12 protein-coding genes are annotated in these 15,925 nt (G+C 54.6%); 7 read left to right on the forward strand and 5 right to left on the reverse strand.

Features of this window, described 5'->3' with window-relative positions:
- Positions 1–137 precede the first annotated feature (137 nt).
- Positions 138–377 carry a hypothetical protein gene (locus CGZ80_RS11825; protein WP_094414587.1) on the forward strand — a complete coding sequence of 80 codons (240 nt, stop codon included), beginning with the start codon at positions 138–140 and terminating at the stop codon, positions 375–377.
- Positions 378–571: 194 nt separating this feature from the next.
- On the opposite strand, the gene CGZ80_RS11830 is transcribed toward CGZ80_RS11825, so the two are convergent.
- Positions 572–1,837, reverse strand: coding sequence for an ankyrin repeat domain-containing protein (locus CGZ80_RS11830; RefSeq protein ID WP_094414589.1), 1,266 nt, complete (start codon positions 1,835–1,837; stop codon positions 572–574).
- 788 nt (positions 1,838–2,625) lie between these two features.
- Between CGZ80_RS11830 and CGZ80_RS11840 the strand changes: the two genes are divergently transcribed.
- From CGZ80_RS11840 to CGZ80_RS11850, 3 genes are all read left to right on the forward strand, one after another.
- Positions 2,626–3,897 (forward strand): DEAD/DEAH box helicase, encoded by a 1,272-nt coding sequence (locus CGZ80_RS11840; RefSeq protein ID WP_094414593.1) that lies wholly within the window; start codon positions 2,626–2,628, stop codon positions 3,895–3,897.
- A gap of 346 nt (positions 3,898–4,243) precedes the next feature.
- Positions 4,244–4,453 (forward strand): cold-shock protein, encoded by a 210-nt coding sequence (locus CGZ80_RS11845; RefSeq protein WP_094414595.1) that lies wholly within the window; start codon positions 4,244–4,246, stop codon positions 4,451–4,453.
- 199 nt (positions 4,454–4,652) lie between these two features.
- Positions 4,653–5,339: a DUF374 domain-containing protein gene (locus CGZ80_RS11850; protein ID WP_094414597.1), complete on the forward strand. Its 687-nt coding sequence runs from the start codon at positions 4,653–4,655 to the stop codon at positions 5,337–5,339.
- Positions 5,340–5,349: 10 nt separating this feature from the next.
- Here the strand turns inward: CGZ80_RS11850 and CGZ80_RS11855 are convergent, their stop codons facing one another.
- A complete protein-coding gene (locus CGZ80_RS11855; RefSeq protein WP_233148376.1) occupies positions 5,350–6,810 on the reverse strand; it encodes a sodium:solute symporter family protein in 1,461 nt (486 codons plus the stop codon).
- Positions 6,811–6,847: 37 nt separating this feature from the next.
- On the reverse strand, positions 6,848–8,017 hold the full coding sequence (locus CGZ80_RS11860; protein ID WP_158222665.1) for a type III PLP-dependent enzyme: 1,170 nt from the start codon (positions 8,015–8,017) through the stop codon (positions 6,848–6,850).
- Positions 8,018–8,976: 959 nt separating this feature from the next.
- Between CGZ80_RS11860 and CGZ80_RS11865 the strand changes: the two genes are divergently transcribed.
- Both CGZ80_RS11865 and CGZ80_RS11870 read left to right on the forward strand, forming a co-directional pair.
- Positions 8,977–10,494 (forward strand): ATPase domain-containing protein, encoded by a 1,518-nt coding sequence (locus CGZ80_RS11865; protein WP_233148377.1) that lies wholly within the window; start codon positions 8,977–8,979, stop codon positions 10,492–10,494.
- Positions 10,491–12,497: an ATP-binding protein gene (locus CGZ80_RS11870; protein ID WP_094414603.1), complete on the forward strand. Its 2,007-nt coding sequence runs from the start codon at positions 10,491–10,493 to the stop codon at positions 12,495–12,497. The genes CGZ80_RS11865 and CGZ80_RS11870 overlap by 4 nt, the downstream gene beginning before the upstream one ends.
- A 445-nt stretch (positions 12,498–12,942) precedes the next feature.
- Here the strand turns inward: CGZ80_RS11870 and CGZ80_RS11880 are convergent, their stop codons facing one another.
- Complete coding sequence (locus tag CGZ80_RS11880) at positions 12,943–13,263, reverse strand: TRAFs-binding domain-containing protein (protein ID WP_103296305.1); 321 nt, start codon at positions 13,261–13,263, stop codon at positions 12,943–12,945.
- Between the two features lie 614 nt (positions 13,264–13,877).
- Between CGZ80_RS11880 and CGZ80_RS11885 the strand changes: the two genes are divergently transcribed.
- Positions 13,878–15,032: a toll/interleukin-1 receptor domain-containing protein gene (locus CGZ80_RS11885; protein ID WP_094414609.1), complete on the forward strand. Its 1,155-nt coding sequence runs from the start codon at positions 13,878–13,880 to the stop codon at positions 15,030–15,032.
- 101 nt (positions 15,033–15,133) lie between these two features.
- Here CGZ80_RS11885 and CGZ80_RS11890 read toward each other — a convergent pair whose 3' ends face one another.
- Complete coding sequence (locus tag CGZ80_RS11890; protein ID WP_158222666.1) at positions 15,134–15,820, reverse strand: hypothetical protein; 687 nt, start codon at positions 15,818–15,820, stop codon at positions 15,134–15,136.
- Positions 15,821–15,925 lie beyond the last annotated feature (105 nt).

The raw sequence follows: 15,925 nt of genomic DNA on the forward strand, positions 1-15,925 counted from the left end.
AACCCTAAGGCGAAGTTGCCAAGACGCGAGTTGGCGGTAATGCAAAGCAGAAACTCGCCAAGTAGCTCCCAACTCCAGGGACCACTCAACGAAATGTTGTCTCAAACGGGCAGGCCGGGAGCTGCTGATCTGGCACCATGGCATTTGCAAAACGAATCATTGCAATGACCCCGGTTGCAAATTCGGTGCGACTTCCTGATTTCCCCAGCACGCCACCGATCGGATGGACGGTCAAAGCGCAGGAAGATCAAATCAAGGTCGATGCGATTGTGCCAGCCGAGGTCTTCGAAACGGCTGCGCAATATGTGACTGCATTGATGCGTCCGATGCCTGCTCCAGAGGCGACGACGGCCCCTGAAGCAGTACCCATTCCCTAGAAGCAAGTTAGCCCTAGTAGCAAGTCAGCCCCTAACGGCCTGTGGGTTTTCACGTTGATTCTCTCCCAGTGTCGTCATTCGTTCGGTTCTTTGATCGAAGAATTGCGAGATTGAGAGCGACTTGTGATAGGGCTCCTGTCTGTTCCGCGACTGTGCGATTGCACTCGCTTCGTCCAGCGATGCAAAAACAGATGCTATTGCGGAGATTCTTGTTTCACATCTTGCAGGCCGTTCTCTTGCAGACCCTGCTGCCGAAGCCATTTGGCGACGGCGGCACGGTCCTGCGTCAATCGCTCCATCGGTGTTGGCTCGGTTGAGGCTTCTTGGTTTGGTTTGTGGCCGAAACGCTTTGCTCCAAACGGATACGCTTTAAGCTGTCTGCCCCAGTAAGCGTAGTTGCCGTGCATGGCCGGAGGTTGAATCGCAAAGTCCAATGCGTTGAATCCTTCCCGGCCGCCATCGACGTCGTTCAAGACGTTTGCGATGTAGCGTGATCTTGCATTTTGATAGACCGCACCGTTAAACCCGATTCCAGGTTTTCCTTTGCCAGAAAACACGGTCGGTGTATTCCAGTGAACGGACACGAGCGTCCAACGGCCAACACGTTTCACGGTGGTTTTATCACAGCCAAGCGTCGATACCGCATCGAGATCTGCACCCCCTTCGAGCAATCGCTTTACCAGGTCAAGGTCGCCTGCGGCGGCCGCAAGATGCAGAATCGTCTTGCCGCCGACTCGCGCGTTCACATCGATCGATCCGTTCTTAAGAGCGGACATCAGTGCGTCGGAGTTTCCCAGCAAGTACTCTTCGACCTCTTTGGGATACGTCAACGTGGTACCGCGAAGGTGTTGGTAGGTCGGCTGGATCAAGGCGAGCTCAGCAAGGCTGAAGCCAGACGCTTCTTGCCATTGCCGTAGTCCTTCGGTTCGAATGTCGGACAGGTAATCCAGTTGGTGTTCTTCGTTGATCATGTTCGCAAGCGACGCGTGACCTGACATCGCGATCAAGTGACCAACAGCACAGTGCGTTCCACAGGGATCGATGAAGACAGGGCGGCGTCCTTCGACAAAAACGTTTTGTGGGAACTGGCCGGCATTGATGTAAGTCTGAAGTGTTTTTAGGTGGTTCTTGCGCTGATGCTTTTGCGTTGCATTCAGTCGACTGGTATCTGCGTCGTGGAGTTCTCTTAGCGCAAGGCTCAGGTGGATGCGGATCAACGGCACATCTGAAGCAATTGCGAAGTCGGTGTTGATCACATTTAAGTCAGGCGAACGTGTGGACCACTGTCGGTTGAGTTCGCAAAGGGCTCGGTAGACAGCGTGTTGCTGTTGGTTGTACGCACGGTTCTGCGAAGGCGAAGCGTCACTGGCGATCAAGTTTGACGCTAGCAGTGTCGATGTGATCAGAGCAAGAAAAGTGAGGACGGAAACAAAGGGTGACAGCCGGTTTTTTCGTTTCATGGTTCGGGTCGGTACGGTTTGAGTCGAAGTGGCGTAAGTGGACACCTTGACCTGCGCAAACCACCGGATCCGGCCTTAACCAATTTTTCGCCGCGGCGGGGGATTCGCATTCACTGCCGTTTTTACAGCTCTGCGAAAACTCGGCCGGGAAGCCGTTTGCATTGCCTGCAGTATGACGGCACGCATTTGTCGGTCGTGCCGGTGAGGGGATTTACCCTCAGTTCGCCGTAACGCAGCCCAGTCGGCTATAAACGCTGCCGTAGTGCCAATAAGGCCTGCCTCGGCCGCAATAATCGTTCTCCGCTCGAATTGCCATTGGCTTTCCCAACTGCGGAGTGTAGGCTTCGTGGGATGGGATAGCGCTCTGCATATCCCATGTACTGTTTCGATTGGATGAATGAGAGAGGCGGCTCTGACTGGGTCGCGTGGTCCAATCAGAAGAAGCTCGCCTGAGGATAGGGGTCACGCTTCTTGAGTGGCAAACTGACCGTTTGCCAATTGCCGCCAATCAACGGTCGCGTCGACCCTCTGGAAAAGCTGCACGCGTCATCACGACGCACTTCGCCCGATTGTTTTCTTGTTGACAACGGGCTGATGAAGAGCGGCCATCGACGCTGTCGGATCAGCAGCCTTGGAATGTTCCAGGGCGAGCACCAGCACTTTGGTTCGCTAGACGCATTCGTCTCCACTTCGCACCTCTTGATCCGCCGCGAAGCCAAGCCGCTGAGAAGCGACACAGTCCACCCATCTGCATCGAGTCGATGCGTCGGACTGAAACTATTTTCTACATGCAAAACTTTGAATCATTGAATCTGTTCGCGCCGCTAGAAAAAGCACTCCGCGAACTCAACTACCAAACACCCACACCGATCCAAGCAAAGGCCATCCCGCCAGCCATCGAAGGCATGGACATCTTGGGTTGTGCCAGCACCGGTACTGGCAAGACGGCCGCTTTTGCGATCCCGATCTTGGATTTCCTTGGCAACGAAAAACCACGGACCCGGGCGTATCATCCGACCGTTCTGATTCTCGCGCCGACTCGCGAGTTGGTGATCCAAATTGCCGACAGCTTCGGTGACTACGGCAAGCACATGAAGTTCCGCCAGACGCTCGTCTATGGTGGCATTCGGCAAGACTCTCAAGTCAAGTCACTCAAGCACGGCACGGACGTTTTGATCGCCACGCCGGGCCGATTGATGGACTTGATGGAACAGGGCAAAGTCAAGTTCGACGACATCCAGATTTTCGTCTTGGACGAAGCCGATCGGATGTTGGACATGGGCTTTCTGCCAGCACTCCGCAAGATTGTTGCCAAGCTTCCAGAAGACCGTCAGTCGATGTTCTTTTCGGCTACGCTTTCGCCGACCATCCGCGAACTCGCTGCGACGTTCCTATTCAACCCGATTTCGGTGACCGTCCCCAGCAAGGCGTTGACCGCGGACGGCGTCAAGCAATCAGTGCGATACGTTCAGCGTGACGAAAAAGTCAACGCGCTGCATTCTTATCTGTCGAGTGACAAAGTCGATCGCACGATCGTGTTCACGCGAACAAAGCATGGCGCGAACAATCTTGTCAAGAAGCTTGAGCGGCAAGGCATCGTCGCGCTGGCCATTCACGGGAATAAATCCCAAGGTGCTCGCCAGCGAGCGCTGGACGCGTTCCGTGACAACAAAATCAAGACTCTGGTCGCGACAGACGTTGCCGCACGTGGGATCGACATCGAAGGTGTCACGCACGTTGTGAACTTTGACATGCCCGTCGAGCCCGAAAGCTATGTGCACCGCGTCGGCCGGACTGGGCGTGCGGGTGCAAAAGGCATCGCCATTTCATATTGCACCTCTGCCGAAACCAAAGAGTTGAAGGCGATCGAAAAGTTGATCGGATTTGATCTTCGTGTCGAAAACCCCAAGTTCAAGTTCGGCGAAAGTGCTCCCGCAGCAAAGGGCGGTAAATCGGCAAGCGGCAAGTCGCAAGGCTCGCGTCGCAAGAACAAGTCGTACAAGCCCCATTGGCAAATGAAGGGACGTAACAAGCGTCGCTCGAAGACGGCATCCGCCTGAAGTTAGCTTACCGATTTGATAGAGATTAAGAGGAGTAATTGATATCGCTAAAAACCAAAATACCTTTGCCAAGCGTGCCCGTGAAATGGAAAAAAAACGCAAGGCGGAGGAAAAGCGAAGCCGCCGCAAAGAGCGGAAATCGGCCGAGCAAGAATCGGTTCGCACTGATGAGACAAATCGAAATAGTGACGCGACTTCAACAGAAGCGTCCCTGCCAGAGTCAACGCAATCATCAGTTGAATCGAGTTAGCGATCTTCGATTTAATACATAAAACCACCGTATCGATCAGCTCTGGCAAGCGTTTGCTGGACTCGAAGATGCATGATTTTTTTAGAGAGCAGAAGTATGACGGAACAAGGGACAATCAAGCGGATCACGGACAAAGGCTTCGGTTTCATCGCACCAAATGCTGGGGATGGGGACATGTTTTTCCACAGTTCTGCCCTCGAAGGGGTGAACTTTGATGAACTTCGAGAGGGGCAGGTCGTGACCTATTCGATCGGTCGTGGCCCTAAAGGTCCTCGCGCTGAAAACGTTCGGCTTGGTAGTGAATAGAATCCGCCGGCCGGGTAGGGCGCGTTGTTGCCCCTCATAATCGGCTTTTGCATCGTTTCAGCCTGATGATCTTTATGCGCCGCACTGGTGCCTTGTCCCCTGACGGGGGCTTCTTCCGAGGAGGTGCACCGGTGGTTAAATTTCAGCAGGTTGTTTCGTATCTCACGCAATCGATTAACGAGTTATTGATAGTAATCGCATGGCGTTTTCCATAACCATACAATCGTGGATGCTGGGGTTCGTCATGCTGGGGCTGCGCATGACGTGCCGTGTGAAGGTGCACAACGATCCGCGTGGGACACTGCGCGATCGTGGCCAAGCCTACGCGTTTTCAATCCTTCATGCACATTCGGTCGCTGCCGCGATCAATCGCGAGCCGAATACCGCCGCAATGGTGTCGCAGTCCGAGGATGGGCAGCTTCTGATCCCGGCCTATCGGCTGTTGCAAATCAAGGCGATTCGCGGATCGAGCCGACGGACCGGTCGTCAAAAAGGCGGCCGGGAGGCGTTGGAACAGTTGGTCGAACACGTCGCGATCGATTCGTCGATCGTGTTGGCCGTTGATGGGCCTCGGGGCCCGCGCAATCACGTCCGCAAAGGCATCGCGGTGTTGTCCCGGCAATCGGGTGCGGCGGTCGTCAACGTCGCGATGGTGCCTCGCAAACGGATCGTGCTTCGCGGAACCTGGGACCGAATGCAGATTCCATGGCCATTCAGTTGCGTCGATGCCTATTTCGGCGAACCGCTCGTTCCTGACGAAAACGAATCCGTCGAAGACTATCGGATTCGTATCCAGGAGTCGCTCAATGAGCTTGAGGCAATTCACGACGCTGCCGAGCACAAAGCGGCAACTGAAAAAGCTGCTGCCCGAAAACGCAAAGCCTAGTTAGTCGATGCTATTCGGCTCTGGCCGCCGGAGCCAAGCGTTTGTCGCTGACCCACTGCGGAGCGTATGATCCGGCGATCATACCAAGGACACTCGCAGCTAAGCCGCAAAGCTGTGACGGTACGATGAACTCATCTTGCAGCACGAAGTTCATGACGGCCCACACGGCAACGCCAATCACGATCGATAACAAAGCGCCCTGAGTTGTTGCCGGCTTCCAGTAAATGCCAAATGCGAGTGGGACGAGCGCCCCGGCAAGCACAATGCTGTACGCGGCTTGCACCATCTCGTACATCGTCTTGCTGCTGGTAACTGCTTGCATCGTGACCACGATAGCGAACAGCACCAATACGATCCGTAGCGACAGCAGGATCGCTTTCTCGGACAGCTTTCGTCGAGACGATCGTAGGATGTTTTCGACCAACAGGTTCGTCGGTGCGAGCAGCGTTCCGCTGGCCGTTGATAGGATCGCCGAGACGAGCGCGCCCATGAAGATCGCTTGCGCCCAGAACGGCATCATCGTTAGGACAAGGTCTGGCAGTGTGCGTTGGATTTCGCGTTCGTCGTCACTTGCAAACCGTTCCATGAATGCGGGGTCAATCACCGTCGCGGCGTACGCGATAAACATCGGAACGAAGGCAAATACAAAGTAGAACGTTCCGCCCATTAGCGTACCGCGAACTGCGGTCCGCTCGTCCTTTGCACTGGTGACACGCTGAAAGACGTCTTGCTGGGGGATCGAACCGAGTGCTGCCGTCAAAAAGCCGGCGACATAGGCGAACCATTCTCGGGTGCCACCTTGCGGGAACAGTTGCAGTTTACCGCCGCTGCGGGCGGCTTCGAAAACGGGCGTGAATCCACCGGCCAAGTTGGCGACCAAGACCGCGACGATCAGCAGGCCGATCACAATCACGACCGTTTGAATCATGTCTGTCAGTGCGACGGACCACATGCCACCGAGTGCCGTGTAGAACACCACCACAATGGCACCCATGACGATGCCATAGTTCAGCGTCATCCAGTCCGCACCGGCAGACTTGCCGAGTACCGACAGCACCAAGCCGAACGCCGTGAACTGTGCCGCCGCCCAACCCAGGTAGGAAAACGCGATGACTGCCGAGGTCAAAATCTCGACTCGCTTGCCAAACCGCAAGCGATAGTAGTCGCCGATCGTCAGCAGGTTCAGACGATAGAAGTGCTTGGCGAACAAGACGGCGACCAGCACTAGGCAAACGGAAAAACCGAACGGGTCTCCCGGGATCGCCGACAGACCCTCATTCGCGAAGGTCGCCGAAACCGACAGCACGGTTTCGGCGCCAAACCAAGTCGCAAACACGCAGGTGAAATTCATGTACAGCGGCAGAGACCTGCCGGCGATCATGAAGTCTTTTGAATCTCCCACCAATCGAGACGCGTACAAGCCGATCCCGATCGTCAATGCAAGATAAAGCAGTACGGCGAAGGTGAGCATCAATCCTTTCAGCGTTTACGAAGGGTGACGGGTGACGTCAATCGATTTGGATGGTGCGCGCGACCGGCAGCCCGTTGAATGGGCTGGCGCTGGCGCCTGCATACGCGCCCATGGTGGGCACAAGCAGCAGTTCACCAACTTCGAGTGCTGGCAGGTATTGATCGCGGCTGACCACGTCGCTGGAGTCGCAGGTCGGGCCGGCGATGACGCAGGCTTCGGTGTCGCGTCCCCAAGCGTTTTCGACGATCAGCGGAAAGTCTGCGTGGTCGAATACTTTGCCCGAAAAGCTGCCGTACAAGCCGTCGTCGATGATGTACCACGGGGTTCCCCAGCGAGTGCTCTTGCCGATCACGCGAGTGATCAGTGTCGTGCATTCGGCGCTCAAGCCACGGCCCGGTTCGGCGATTAGTCGGATCGGCAGGTCGCCGAACGATTCACGCAAGCCTTCGGAAACGACCTGGCCGAACGATTCCATGGTAGGAGCGTTTTCGATGTACGGCGCCGGGAAGCCGCCGCCGATGTCTAGGACTTCCAAGTCGAAGCCCAGTTCGGCTGCTTGGTCCCAGAACGCACGAACCGAACGCAGTACCGAACGGTAGTCTTCGGGGTCGGTGCATTGGCTGCCGACGTGGAATGAAAAACCACGAACGTTCAGGCCCAATTCGCGAGCGTGTTGAAGGATTTCCAGGGCGTCTTCGAGTGGCGCACCAAACTTGGACGACAGGTTAATCATGCTGGAATTACCCGAGACAGCCAGCCGCATCAGCAGCGAAGCATCGGGGGTCAGTCGAGCGATTTTTTCCGCTTCGAGAGGGTTGTCGAATACAAACCAGCGGACGCCTGCTTCGTAGCAGCGCAGCAGGTTTTGATCGGTTTTGCAGGGGTGAGTGTGCAGCATTCGGTCCGGGGTGAATCCGGCCGCCAACGCGGCGTCCAGTTCGCCTTCGGAGCAGATGTCGACGAAGGCGTTTTCGGCGCACAGTGTCGAGAGGATGTTCAAGTCGCAGTTCGACTTCGCGGCATAGTACAGGTCCACGCCGGGCAATGCTTGACGCATCGCATGGTAGGTGTCGATCAGTTTAGATTTGGAGACCACCAGCAGTGGTGTCCCATACTCGCAAGCGAGTTGCCGAGCCAAGTCAAAATCAAGAACCGTACGAGCTTCACGAACAAACGCAGCGCGCGCAACACCCTGTAGTTGGATCAAGGGGAATCCCCTCCATTGTTGGTAAAAGAAACGACAATCAAACCAGCCTCAACGGCTGTTGGCCGACCTTTCTTTAGCTGTCATCTAACCGCAATCATGCAGCGACAACGCGTTGACCTTGGGGGATTTTTAGAGCCTTACGGTATGGCGACGTACCGGCATGCGGCGGGCTGATCTCGCTGTGGACCGTCCTGCCTCGGAAGCGTCGCCATCGCTGAAGCTGGCGACACAATCCGTTATTAAAAACCAGTGTCAGTCTTCGACTTTTTCCGTTCTGTTGCAACACCATTTTTCAAAAATGGGGCGACTTAGACACGTGAGCTGTTCAAGGGACTGGCACGCCGAACCGGCAAGAGAAACGATCCATCACGCCAACGAGTTTTCGGCTCCGGTGCCAACCCGTTAGACGTTTCGCAGGCCGCTGGTTAAGCGTCCAAAATCGTTGTTCCGCCTCGCGCGGTATTCAAGCAACAAATTGAAAATCGTCAAGCGGTTTCCCGCCTCAGAAAGCCAACTTTTAACCCCGTGATTCTGGCAGCAACTCCACTGATTCAGTGGCGATGCCCCGGCTGGGGATCAAGCCCCAATCGTAGGCGCCGCCCAGTAGTGGATCTTGTCAAAGATCCGGGCCCTCCAAATACTAGATCTTGTCAAAAATCCGGGCCCTCCAGTAGTGGATCTTGTCAAAGATCCGTCTTGCCCAAGCAGTACTGGATCTTGTCAAAGATCCCTCCGTCACCGTGGCTACCTCACCGACACAAATGAAGCTCGTTTGCGAGCGAGGTTTCACTCTCCTGGCGAGAGTACTTGACACAAAAGGACCCTCAATTCGGGGCCCGAGGTGTACATTTACGGTATTCTTCACGAAAGCTAAAATCGATGGAAGCGAGTGCGGTGAACCGCTAGTGTTTGGATGCAGATCGGCCTCGCTATCCGGGTCAATTGAGGAGAGTGATGCGGTGAGCGAGTTGATTGAAAATGCCCCCCGGCGTGTGAGCACGGGAATTGCAGCGTTGGATGGCATTCTCTATGGCGGACTGGAAGCAGAGCGACTGTATCTGATCGAAGGGAGCCCCGGCACGGGAAAGACGACACTCGGGCTGCAGTACCTGCTGGAGGGGCGAGCCAACGGGGAAAAGGGATTTTATGTCACCCTCTCCGAAACCAAGGAAGAGCTGATCGCGATCGCCCGATCACATGGTTGGTCGCTGGACGGAATCGAGGTTCACGAGCTAGTCGATCCACAAGGTGAGGCTGGTCAAAGTCACTACACAATGTTCGAGCCGGGTGAGATCGAGCTCGGCAACACACTGAGCAGTGTTCAAGAACACATCGAATTGTTTAAGCCGAATCGGCTTGTGTTCGACTCGCTTTCGGAGATGCGTTTACTTTCGCAAGGCGCATTTCGATACCGCCGCCAGATCCTTGCCTTGAAACAGTTCCTGTCGGGCCGAAATTGCACGACGCTTCTCCTCGATGACAAAGCGTCGGGTGAAGACCACCAACTTCAAAGCTTGTCGCACGGCGTCATTCGCCTTGAACAGCATTTGACCGACTACGGGAAGGAACGCCGGTACCTGCGCGTTATCAAATATCGCGGATCGGATTTTGCAGGCGGCGTCCACGATCTTCAGATCACGCGGGGCGGACTGGTCGTCTTTCCGCAGTGGCTTGATAGTGAAACGCAGCCTCTGCCAGATGGAAAACATTTGAGTAGCGGGCTTCCCGCTTTGGACAAGCTGCTGGGCGGCGGCGTCGCCGAAGGTTCGAGTACTTTGTTGCTCGGCCCTGCCGGGGTCGGGAAGTCGAGCATGGGAGTGCAGTTTGCTGTCGAAGCGGCAAAGCGTGGCGATCGTGCCATCCTCTTTGAGTTCGAAGAAAGCGAACACGCATTGCTCAATCGATCCGAAGGGCTGGGGCTGCCTCTAAAAAAATACATCGCCGAAGGATTGATCGAGGTAAATCATTTGCGTCCCGGTGAAGTGACACCGAATGAGTTCGCTTCATTGGTGCGGTCTTCCGTCGAAGTCGACCAAGATCAAAAACGAACATCGGTGGTGATCATCGACAGTTTGAATGGCTATCTGAACGCCATGCCCCACGAGAAATTCTTGGTCGTTCATCTCAACGATATTCTGCACTATCTCGGCCGACGAGGCGTTTGTACGTTTCTTGTTGTGGCGCAGCACGGCATGCTCGGCCGCGCCACTTCGACCCCGGTTGATACCAGCTACTTGGCCGATGCAGTTGTCTTGTTTCGCTACTTCGAGGCTGAAGGTCAAATCCATCGCGCGATCTCGGTCGTCAAAAACCGAACGGCCAGTCACGAACATACGATTCGCGAATTCGCTCTCAGCTCCAAGGGGCTAACGATTGGCGAGCCGCTCACGAAATTCCGCGGCGTCTTTAGCGGTACACCCGAGTTTGTCGGTGCTCATGAAGCACTGATGCCAGCGAAGGGGAATCGCAACGAATGAGTGATGAGTATCCTCTCGAAGAAGCCACCCAACGCGTGGCAATCCTCGCGCCCACCCCGCGTGACGCCGAATTGTGTGGGCAAATCCTGACTGACGCAGGAATCGGTTTCGAACTGTGCGCGAATATGACGAGCTTGTGTGCCGCGATCTCTTCAGGGATCGGAGTCGGCTTGGCGCCTGAAGGGCATCTGAATGACTCCGCTTTGGTAAAGCTTGAAAACGCTTTGCGTGATCAACCAGAGTGGTCCGATTTTCCGCTGCTCGTTCTGCTCGGCAACCACGAACTGTCGTCAGAACGCGTCGACCGTCTGCTTTCTCTGGGCAACGTCACCTTGGTGCCCAGCCCGATACGGATCGCAGTTTTCGTCAGCAAGTTGAAAGCGAGATTACGAGATCGTCAGCGTCAAGTCGCCGTGCGCAACTTGCTTTTGGAACGCCGCCAAGCGGCCGATGCAGCTGAGGTCGATTCACGCAGACTTCGAATGGCACTGCAAGCCGGAGAGATGGGGATCTGGGAGTGGAGTCCGCAGGGGCTCTACTGGTCTCCGCGGTTTTATGAACTGTACGGATTCGACTCGGCAGTGACGCCTGATCCCGAGCGTTGCTTCGAACGGGTGCACCCCGACGACCGGGACGAGCTTATCGAGCAATGGACGAAATCGATCACCGAAGCGACCGACCTGGATATCGAGTTTCGGATTTATCATCCGACGCTTGGGCTGCGTTGGCTTTCCGCCGCCGGCGAACCGCTCAGTAGTACGTCCGGCAAAGTGGTGCGAAATACGGGGGTCATCTGGGACGTCACTGAACGACATGAGATAGAAGCATCGCTCCGCGAAGCGCGAGAACTTGCCGAATCAGCGAACCGTTCCAAAAGTGAATTTCTTGCCAACATGAGCCATGAAATTCGTACTCCCATGACCGCGATCCTCGGTTACGTCGACTTGCTCCGCGAAAGCTCCGGGGGTAGCGAGACAAATGACTATATCGAAACGATCCGGCGGAACGGTTTTTACCTGTTGGATATTATCAACGACATCTTGGACTTGTCGAAGATCGAAGCAGAGAGAGTGGAATTGGTGTCTGAGCCGTTCTCGCCACTGCAACTCGTCGAGGATGTTCGAAACATGATGTCGGTTCGTGCGTCGGACAACGGGATTCGATTTGTTGTCGAGTGTCACGATGGTATCCCGGGGACGGTCTTCGCCGATCAAAAACGTCTCAAACAGATTCTGATTAACCTCGTCGGAAACGCGATCAAGTTTACCGATCAAGGTGCCGTAACGCTCTCGACGCAGTATGAGGCAGCGACGAACCTGATTAGTTTTCAAGTAACCGACACCGGTATTGGGATGACAGAACGCCAGATCAAGCGGCTGTTCCAGCCATTCACGCAGGTGGACGCGTCGGATTCACGACGGCATGAAGGCACCGGGCTTGGCTTGGCGATTTCAAAGCGTTTGGCCAATATCATGGGCGGCAATATCACCGTCGAAAGTGAATCCGGCGTCGGCAGTTGCTTTACCGCTTCGATCGATGCTGGAAATGTGAAGACTGGCGAAATGGTCGTCGCCGTCGCAAGTCCTGAGCAACAACAATCAGCAGCACCTGATGAAAACACGCCGCTGGACTGCAGCGTGTTGGTGGTCGACGACCGTCGCGATATTCGATTCCTCGCAACGCGTCTGTTAAGTAAGGCTGGCGCGAGAATCACAGAGGCTGATGACGGCCAAGAGGCCGTTGAGATCGTACAGGAGATGATTCGAAACGATCGCGTCGTGGACCTGATTTTGCTCGACATGCAAATGCCTCGGTTAGACGGCTACCGAACGACCGAGCAATTGCGGCGACTCGGTTTTCAAGGTCCTATCGTGGCTTTGACGGCCGACGCGATGAAGGACGATATGAAGCGTTGCCTCGAATGTGGTTGTAACGACTACCTCAGCAAACCAATCGACAAAACCGCCCTCGTCTCCTGCGTCAGACGCCATACAACAAGGTAGTGGATCTCGTCAAAGATCCTCCCAGCACCACAACAAGGTAGTGGATCTTGTCGAAGATCCTCCCAGCACCACGATCCCAAGCGGTAATGGATCTTGTCAAAGATCCGGCTTGTCAGTCCGCACCGAAATCGCAAACACCGTCGACCAACCGTTGGCGAAACTCCGATTTCATGAACTGAATGAAGGAGAGACCGAGACAGTATTCCTGGCGATGGTGGATCGAGTGGGCAACAGGTAGCATCGCGACAAGTTTTTGCGGGGCATGCCGGTGGTTTGTGGTCAATCAAGCATCACTGATGCGGATTGAGAATCCTGTCGATCGTCTTTGTTGAAAGTCTCGAATCCTCGTCAGATCGAACGGCCCTAAGCGATGGCGAACTGTTGACTGTCGTTTTGTCGCGGCCAGGTAACGCAAGTTCGAGGACAGTAACGAGATCCCAGTAGTTCATTGAGGCAGCGTCTCCCCATCGCGCGACTGCAAACGGGGAACGACTGCAAAACTGACCGCTGGGGCGAGATGTTCGATTTCCAATAGTGCGTCTAGTGCACCCTTTAGTATCAGCAAGTTGATTGCGTTGACGCCTGGGGAATCGTCTGCCGGTTCGCACTCAAAAATGCGGATGTATGCCTCGATCACGCGATCCAAGTAGACGCTCGCGATCGTCGGATTCTCAAGTTCGGATTCGGCGAATTTGTCTTTGTAGACACGACCGGGTATCCCGTTGGTTTCGGCGTTTTCGCCGTGATGCGCACGACGTTCTCCCATCGAGTCGCGAAGTGGGACAGGCAACAATGCAAGATCGAGTTTCTGTTGAAATCCCTGCGAGACTTCTATTCGTTTTTGAAATGCGTCGGTCAGTTATTTGTTCATCTCAACCGCTTGAATGCCCTCAACGAGCTGAAATAGTGGGCTGTCCTTTGTCACTGGCCCTTTCAATGCGATCTTGATCCGTTCCCGAAGAGACGCTTGGAGTTGCCCGCATACTTCTTCATCAAATCGGCCATCGGACAGGTCATAGCCGATGGCTCAGATCGACCTTTGACCAAATGGCATATCGCCAATACAAGTTTGCATGTTCACTCGAAAGCTGGCATGTGGTTTTGTCGAGTCAATTGTATGGGAAGGGGCGGGCATGATACGATTCGCAAGTGAAGTGATACGTCAGGCCGATTTGAAATGGAGTTCTAGACACGCTCGATCATTGCAGACCACTGATTCGTTTCGGCGGGAGCACTATGATTGGCCTTAGCCGGACCTGATGGTAGCGAATAAGAAGCGACAGAGTGGAGTTGGCGGACCACGGCGGATTCATGGAGGATCAACTGGCCCAAATGCGACGTATTTAGCGAATTACGATTTCACGAAGTTCCAGGCCGACTATGTCAATTGTTGAAAACCAGTTTTATGCCATCGCGTCGGTTCTGACCTGCATTGCGATCTTTCTGTGGGGACTTCGATGTTGGTTGTTCCTTCGTGTCACGGCGCCGTCGCCCAAGGTATTCATCTCGTATCGTAGAGATGATTCACGTGCCGATTCGAATGCATTGTGGCGATCACTCGCCGGAGACTTCGGTGAATCCGCCGTTTTTCTTGATACCAACACCATTGAACCAGGTGCCGAATTTCCGAAGGAAATCGATTACCGGCTTCGGGAATCAGATGTTGTCTTGGTCGTTATTGGACCGGTCTGGGAGTCGATCGCAAATGATCAGCGGCGACCACGCATCATGGCTGAAGACGACTGGGTTCGGCGTGAGGTAGAACTCGCAATGGAGTATGCAAAGCACGTGATTCCGGTCACACTCGGCACGCGAGCGATGCCGATCGAGAGCGATCTTCCCGCCGGGCTACACCCAATGCTTTTGCGTAATGCGACACCATTGAGATCCGATCGCGATTTCACCACCGATGTTGCGCGGATCCGTAGAGAGTGCTGTAAGTATTCGCGTTCCACTCCCGAAACGCGATATCTGATCGGAAGCGATGTGGCGGCACTGGTTGCGGGATTGGGCCTGATTTGGGTGACTTCCGTGTATGCCAAACAGTCCAGTGATCGTCAAATGTTCGACAGCGATACAATTGCCACAGAACGGCAAGAAGCAATTGGTAATTCGGAGGAACAACTACGAAAAGAAATCAGACAAACGGACAAGAAAAATAGGGAAGACATCGAGGAACAGGTTGAAGCGTCGAAGCGAGTTTTGCCAAGTTCGCTGACTGAACTTCACAAGGCACTTTTGTCCAGTGAGGCATCTGGTACCGCTGTTCTCGAAAAGGCTGAGATTATTGGGGCAATCGCAACGACAACGTTGACATTCAACAAGCTCTCCAATAGTGGTAGCTGGCGATTCGAAGAAACGGGCGTCGACGATTCGCCGAATATCAATCTCTACCCTCCGGAAAATAGCTCCCCAGCACTTGATGAAGCGGTCAAGTCGAAACAGCCGTTACGTGTTCGACTCCAAGTCATCCAATGGAGCGGCAGCAGCGGATTCATCGGTAAGATTATTTATATTGTTCCCGCTCAGAACTGATCGTTCATCAAAGATTGAAACGACGCCCAACACCGACTTTCGCATTTTTAGTAGACAGTGGTTGCGAATCGCCTGGGTGGCGAGCAAACCGAATGGTTGACTTACCCGGTCACGCCCGATCCATCTGACTCGCCTTTGGGCAGCTTTTTCAGCTGTTCATCGTGGTCATCAATCGAGTCTTGTTGGATGTTGTTGACGTCCACCGTTTCTGCGATTTGGCGGAACAGTACACGAAAGGCTTCTTTTGCGGATTCGCTGGTCGACGCCGGCAATCTAATTTTCATGGTCTTCTTCGTTCCATTGACCACGAACTCGATCGTCTCAACAACGAACTCTTTGGCAACGCTTCTGCTGCCTCCTGCCGGGACTTTCACCTGATAGCTCTTTTCGACTTCTTCGGTGTATGGTACCTGGACTTCGTATGTTTCTTCCCTTGTTTCCATGACGGGGACTTGGACGGTGTACTCCCGCTCTTCGGTCGTCGTATAGGGAACTTGTCTGGTGACTTGGTAAGTGGAACCGTCCGGCCTGCGATAGGTTTTCTGTTCGGTCCTGTACTTTGTGACTTCGACGGTGCGGGTCCGTGTTTGAGGCACATACTTGGTCACATTCACCGAACGTGTTTTGGTTTCCGTTCGATACTTTGTAACCTGTTCGATACGGATCCGATTTTCGGTTCGGTATTGCGTAGGCAGGCTTGCCGTAGCGTTTGGCGAGCAGATGGGCGACTGAGCGACGACACCGCAGCGGTTGTTGATGGCCGAACTTGCGGTCACTTGGCGGGACATGCAAGGTGACGTAACTCCGACTGGACAGACCACGGGTGTCACCCGACAGCAGCGGCGTTTCCCAAAACTGGCGCCCTCCGCGTCAGAAATTCCCGCAAATCCCAA

It is taken from the genome of Rhodopirellula sp. MGV (assembly GCF_002251265.1).
Classification (GTDB): Bacteria; Planctomycetota; Planctomycetia; order Pirellulales; family Pirellulaceae; genus Stieleria; species Stieleria baltica_A.

Coding starts and splice junctions, on each gene's coding strand:
- CGZ80_RS11825 (WP_094414587.1), top strand. CDS start 138: ATGGCATTTGCAAAACGAATCATTGCAATGACCCCGGTTGCAAATTCG.
- CGZ80_RS11830 (WP_094414589.1), bottom strand. CDS start 1,837: ATGAAACGAAAAAACCGGCTGTCACCCTTTGTTTCCGTCCTCACTTTT.
- CGZ80_RS11840 (WP_094414593.1), top strand. CDS start 2,626: ATGCAAAACTTTGAATCATTGAATCTGTTCGCGCCGCTAGAAAAAGCA.
- CGZ80_RS11845 (WP_094414595.1), top strand. CDS start 4,244: ATGACGGAACAAGGGACAATCAAGCGGATCACGGACAAAGGCTTCGGT.
- CGZ80_RS11850 (WP_094414597.1), top strand. CDS start 4,653: ATGGCGTTTTCCATAACCATACAATCGTGGATGCTGGGGTTCGTCATG.
- CGZ80_RS11855 (WP_233148376.1), bottom strand. CDS start 6,810: ATGCTCACCTTCGCCGTACTGCTTTATCTTGCATTGACGATCGGGATC.
- CGZ80_RS11870 (WP_094414603.1), top strand. CDS start 10,491: ATGAGTGATGAGTATCCTCTCGAAGAAGCCACCCAACGCGTGGCAATC.
- CGZ80_RS11880 (WP_103296305.1), bottom strand. CDS start 13,263: ATGGGAGAACGTCGTGCGCATCACGGCGAAAACGCCGAAACCAACGGG.
- CGZ80_RS11885 (WP_094414609.1), top strand. CDS start 13,878: ATGTCAATTGTTGAAAACCAGTTTTATGCCATCGCGTCGGTTCTGACC.
- CGZ80_RS11890 (WP_158222666.1), bottom strand. CDS start 15,820: ATGTCCCGCCAAGTGACCGCAAGTTCGGCCATCAACAACCGCTGCGGT.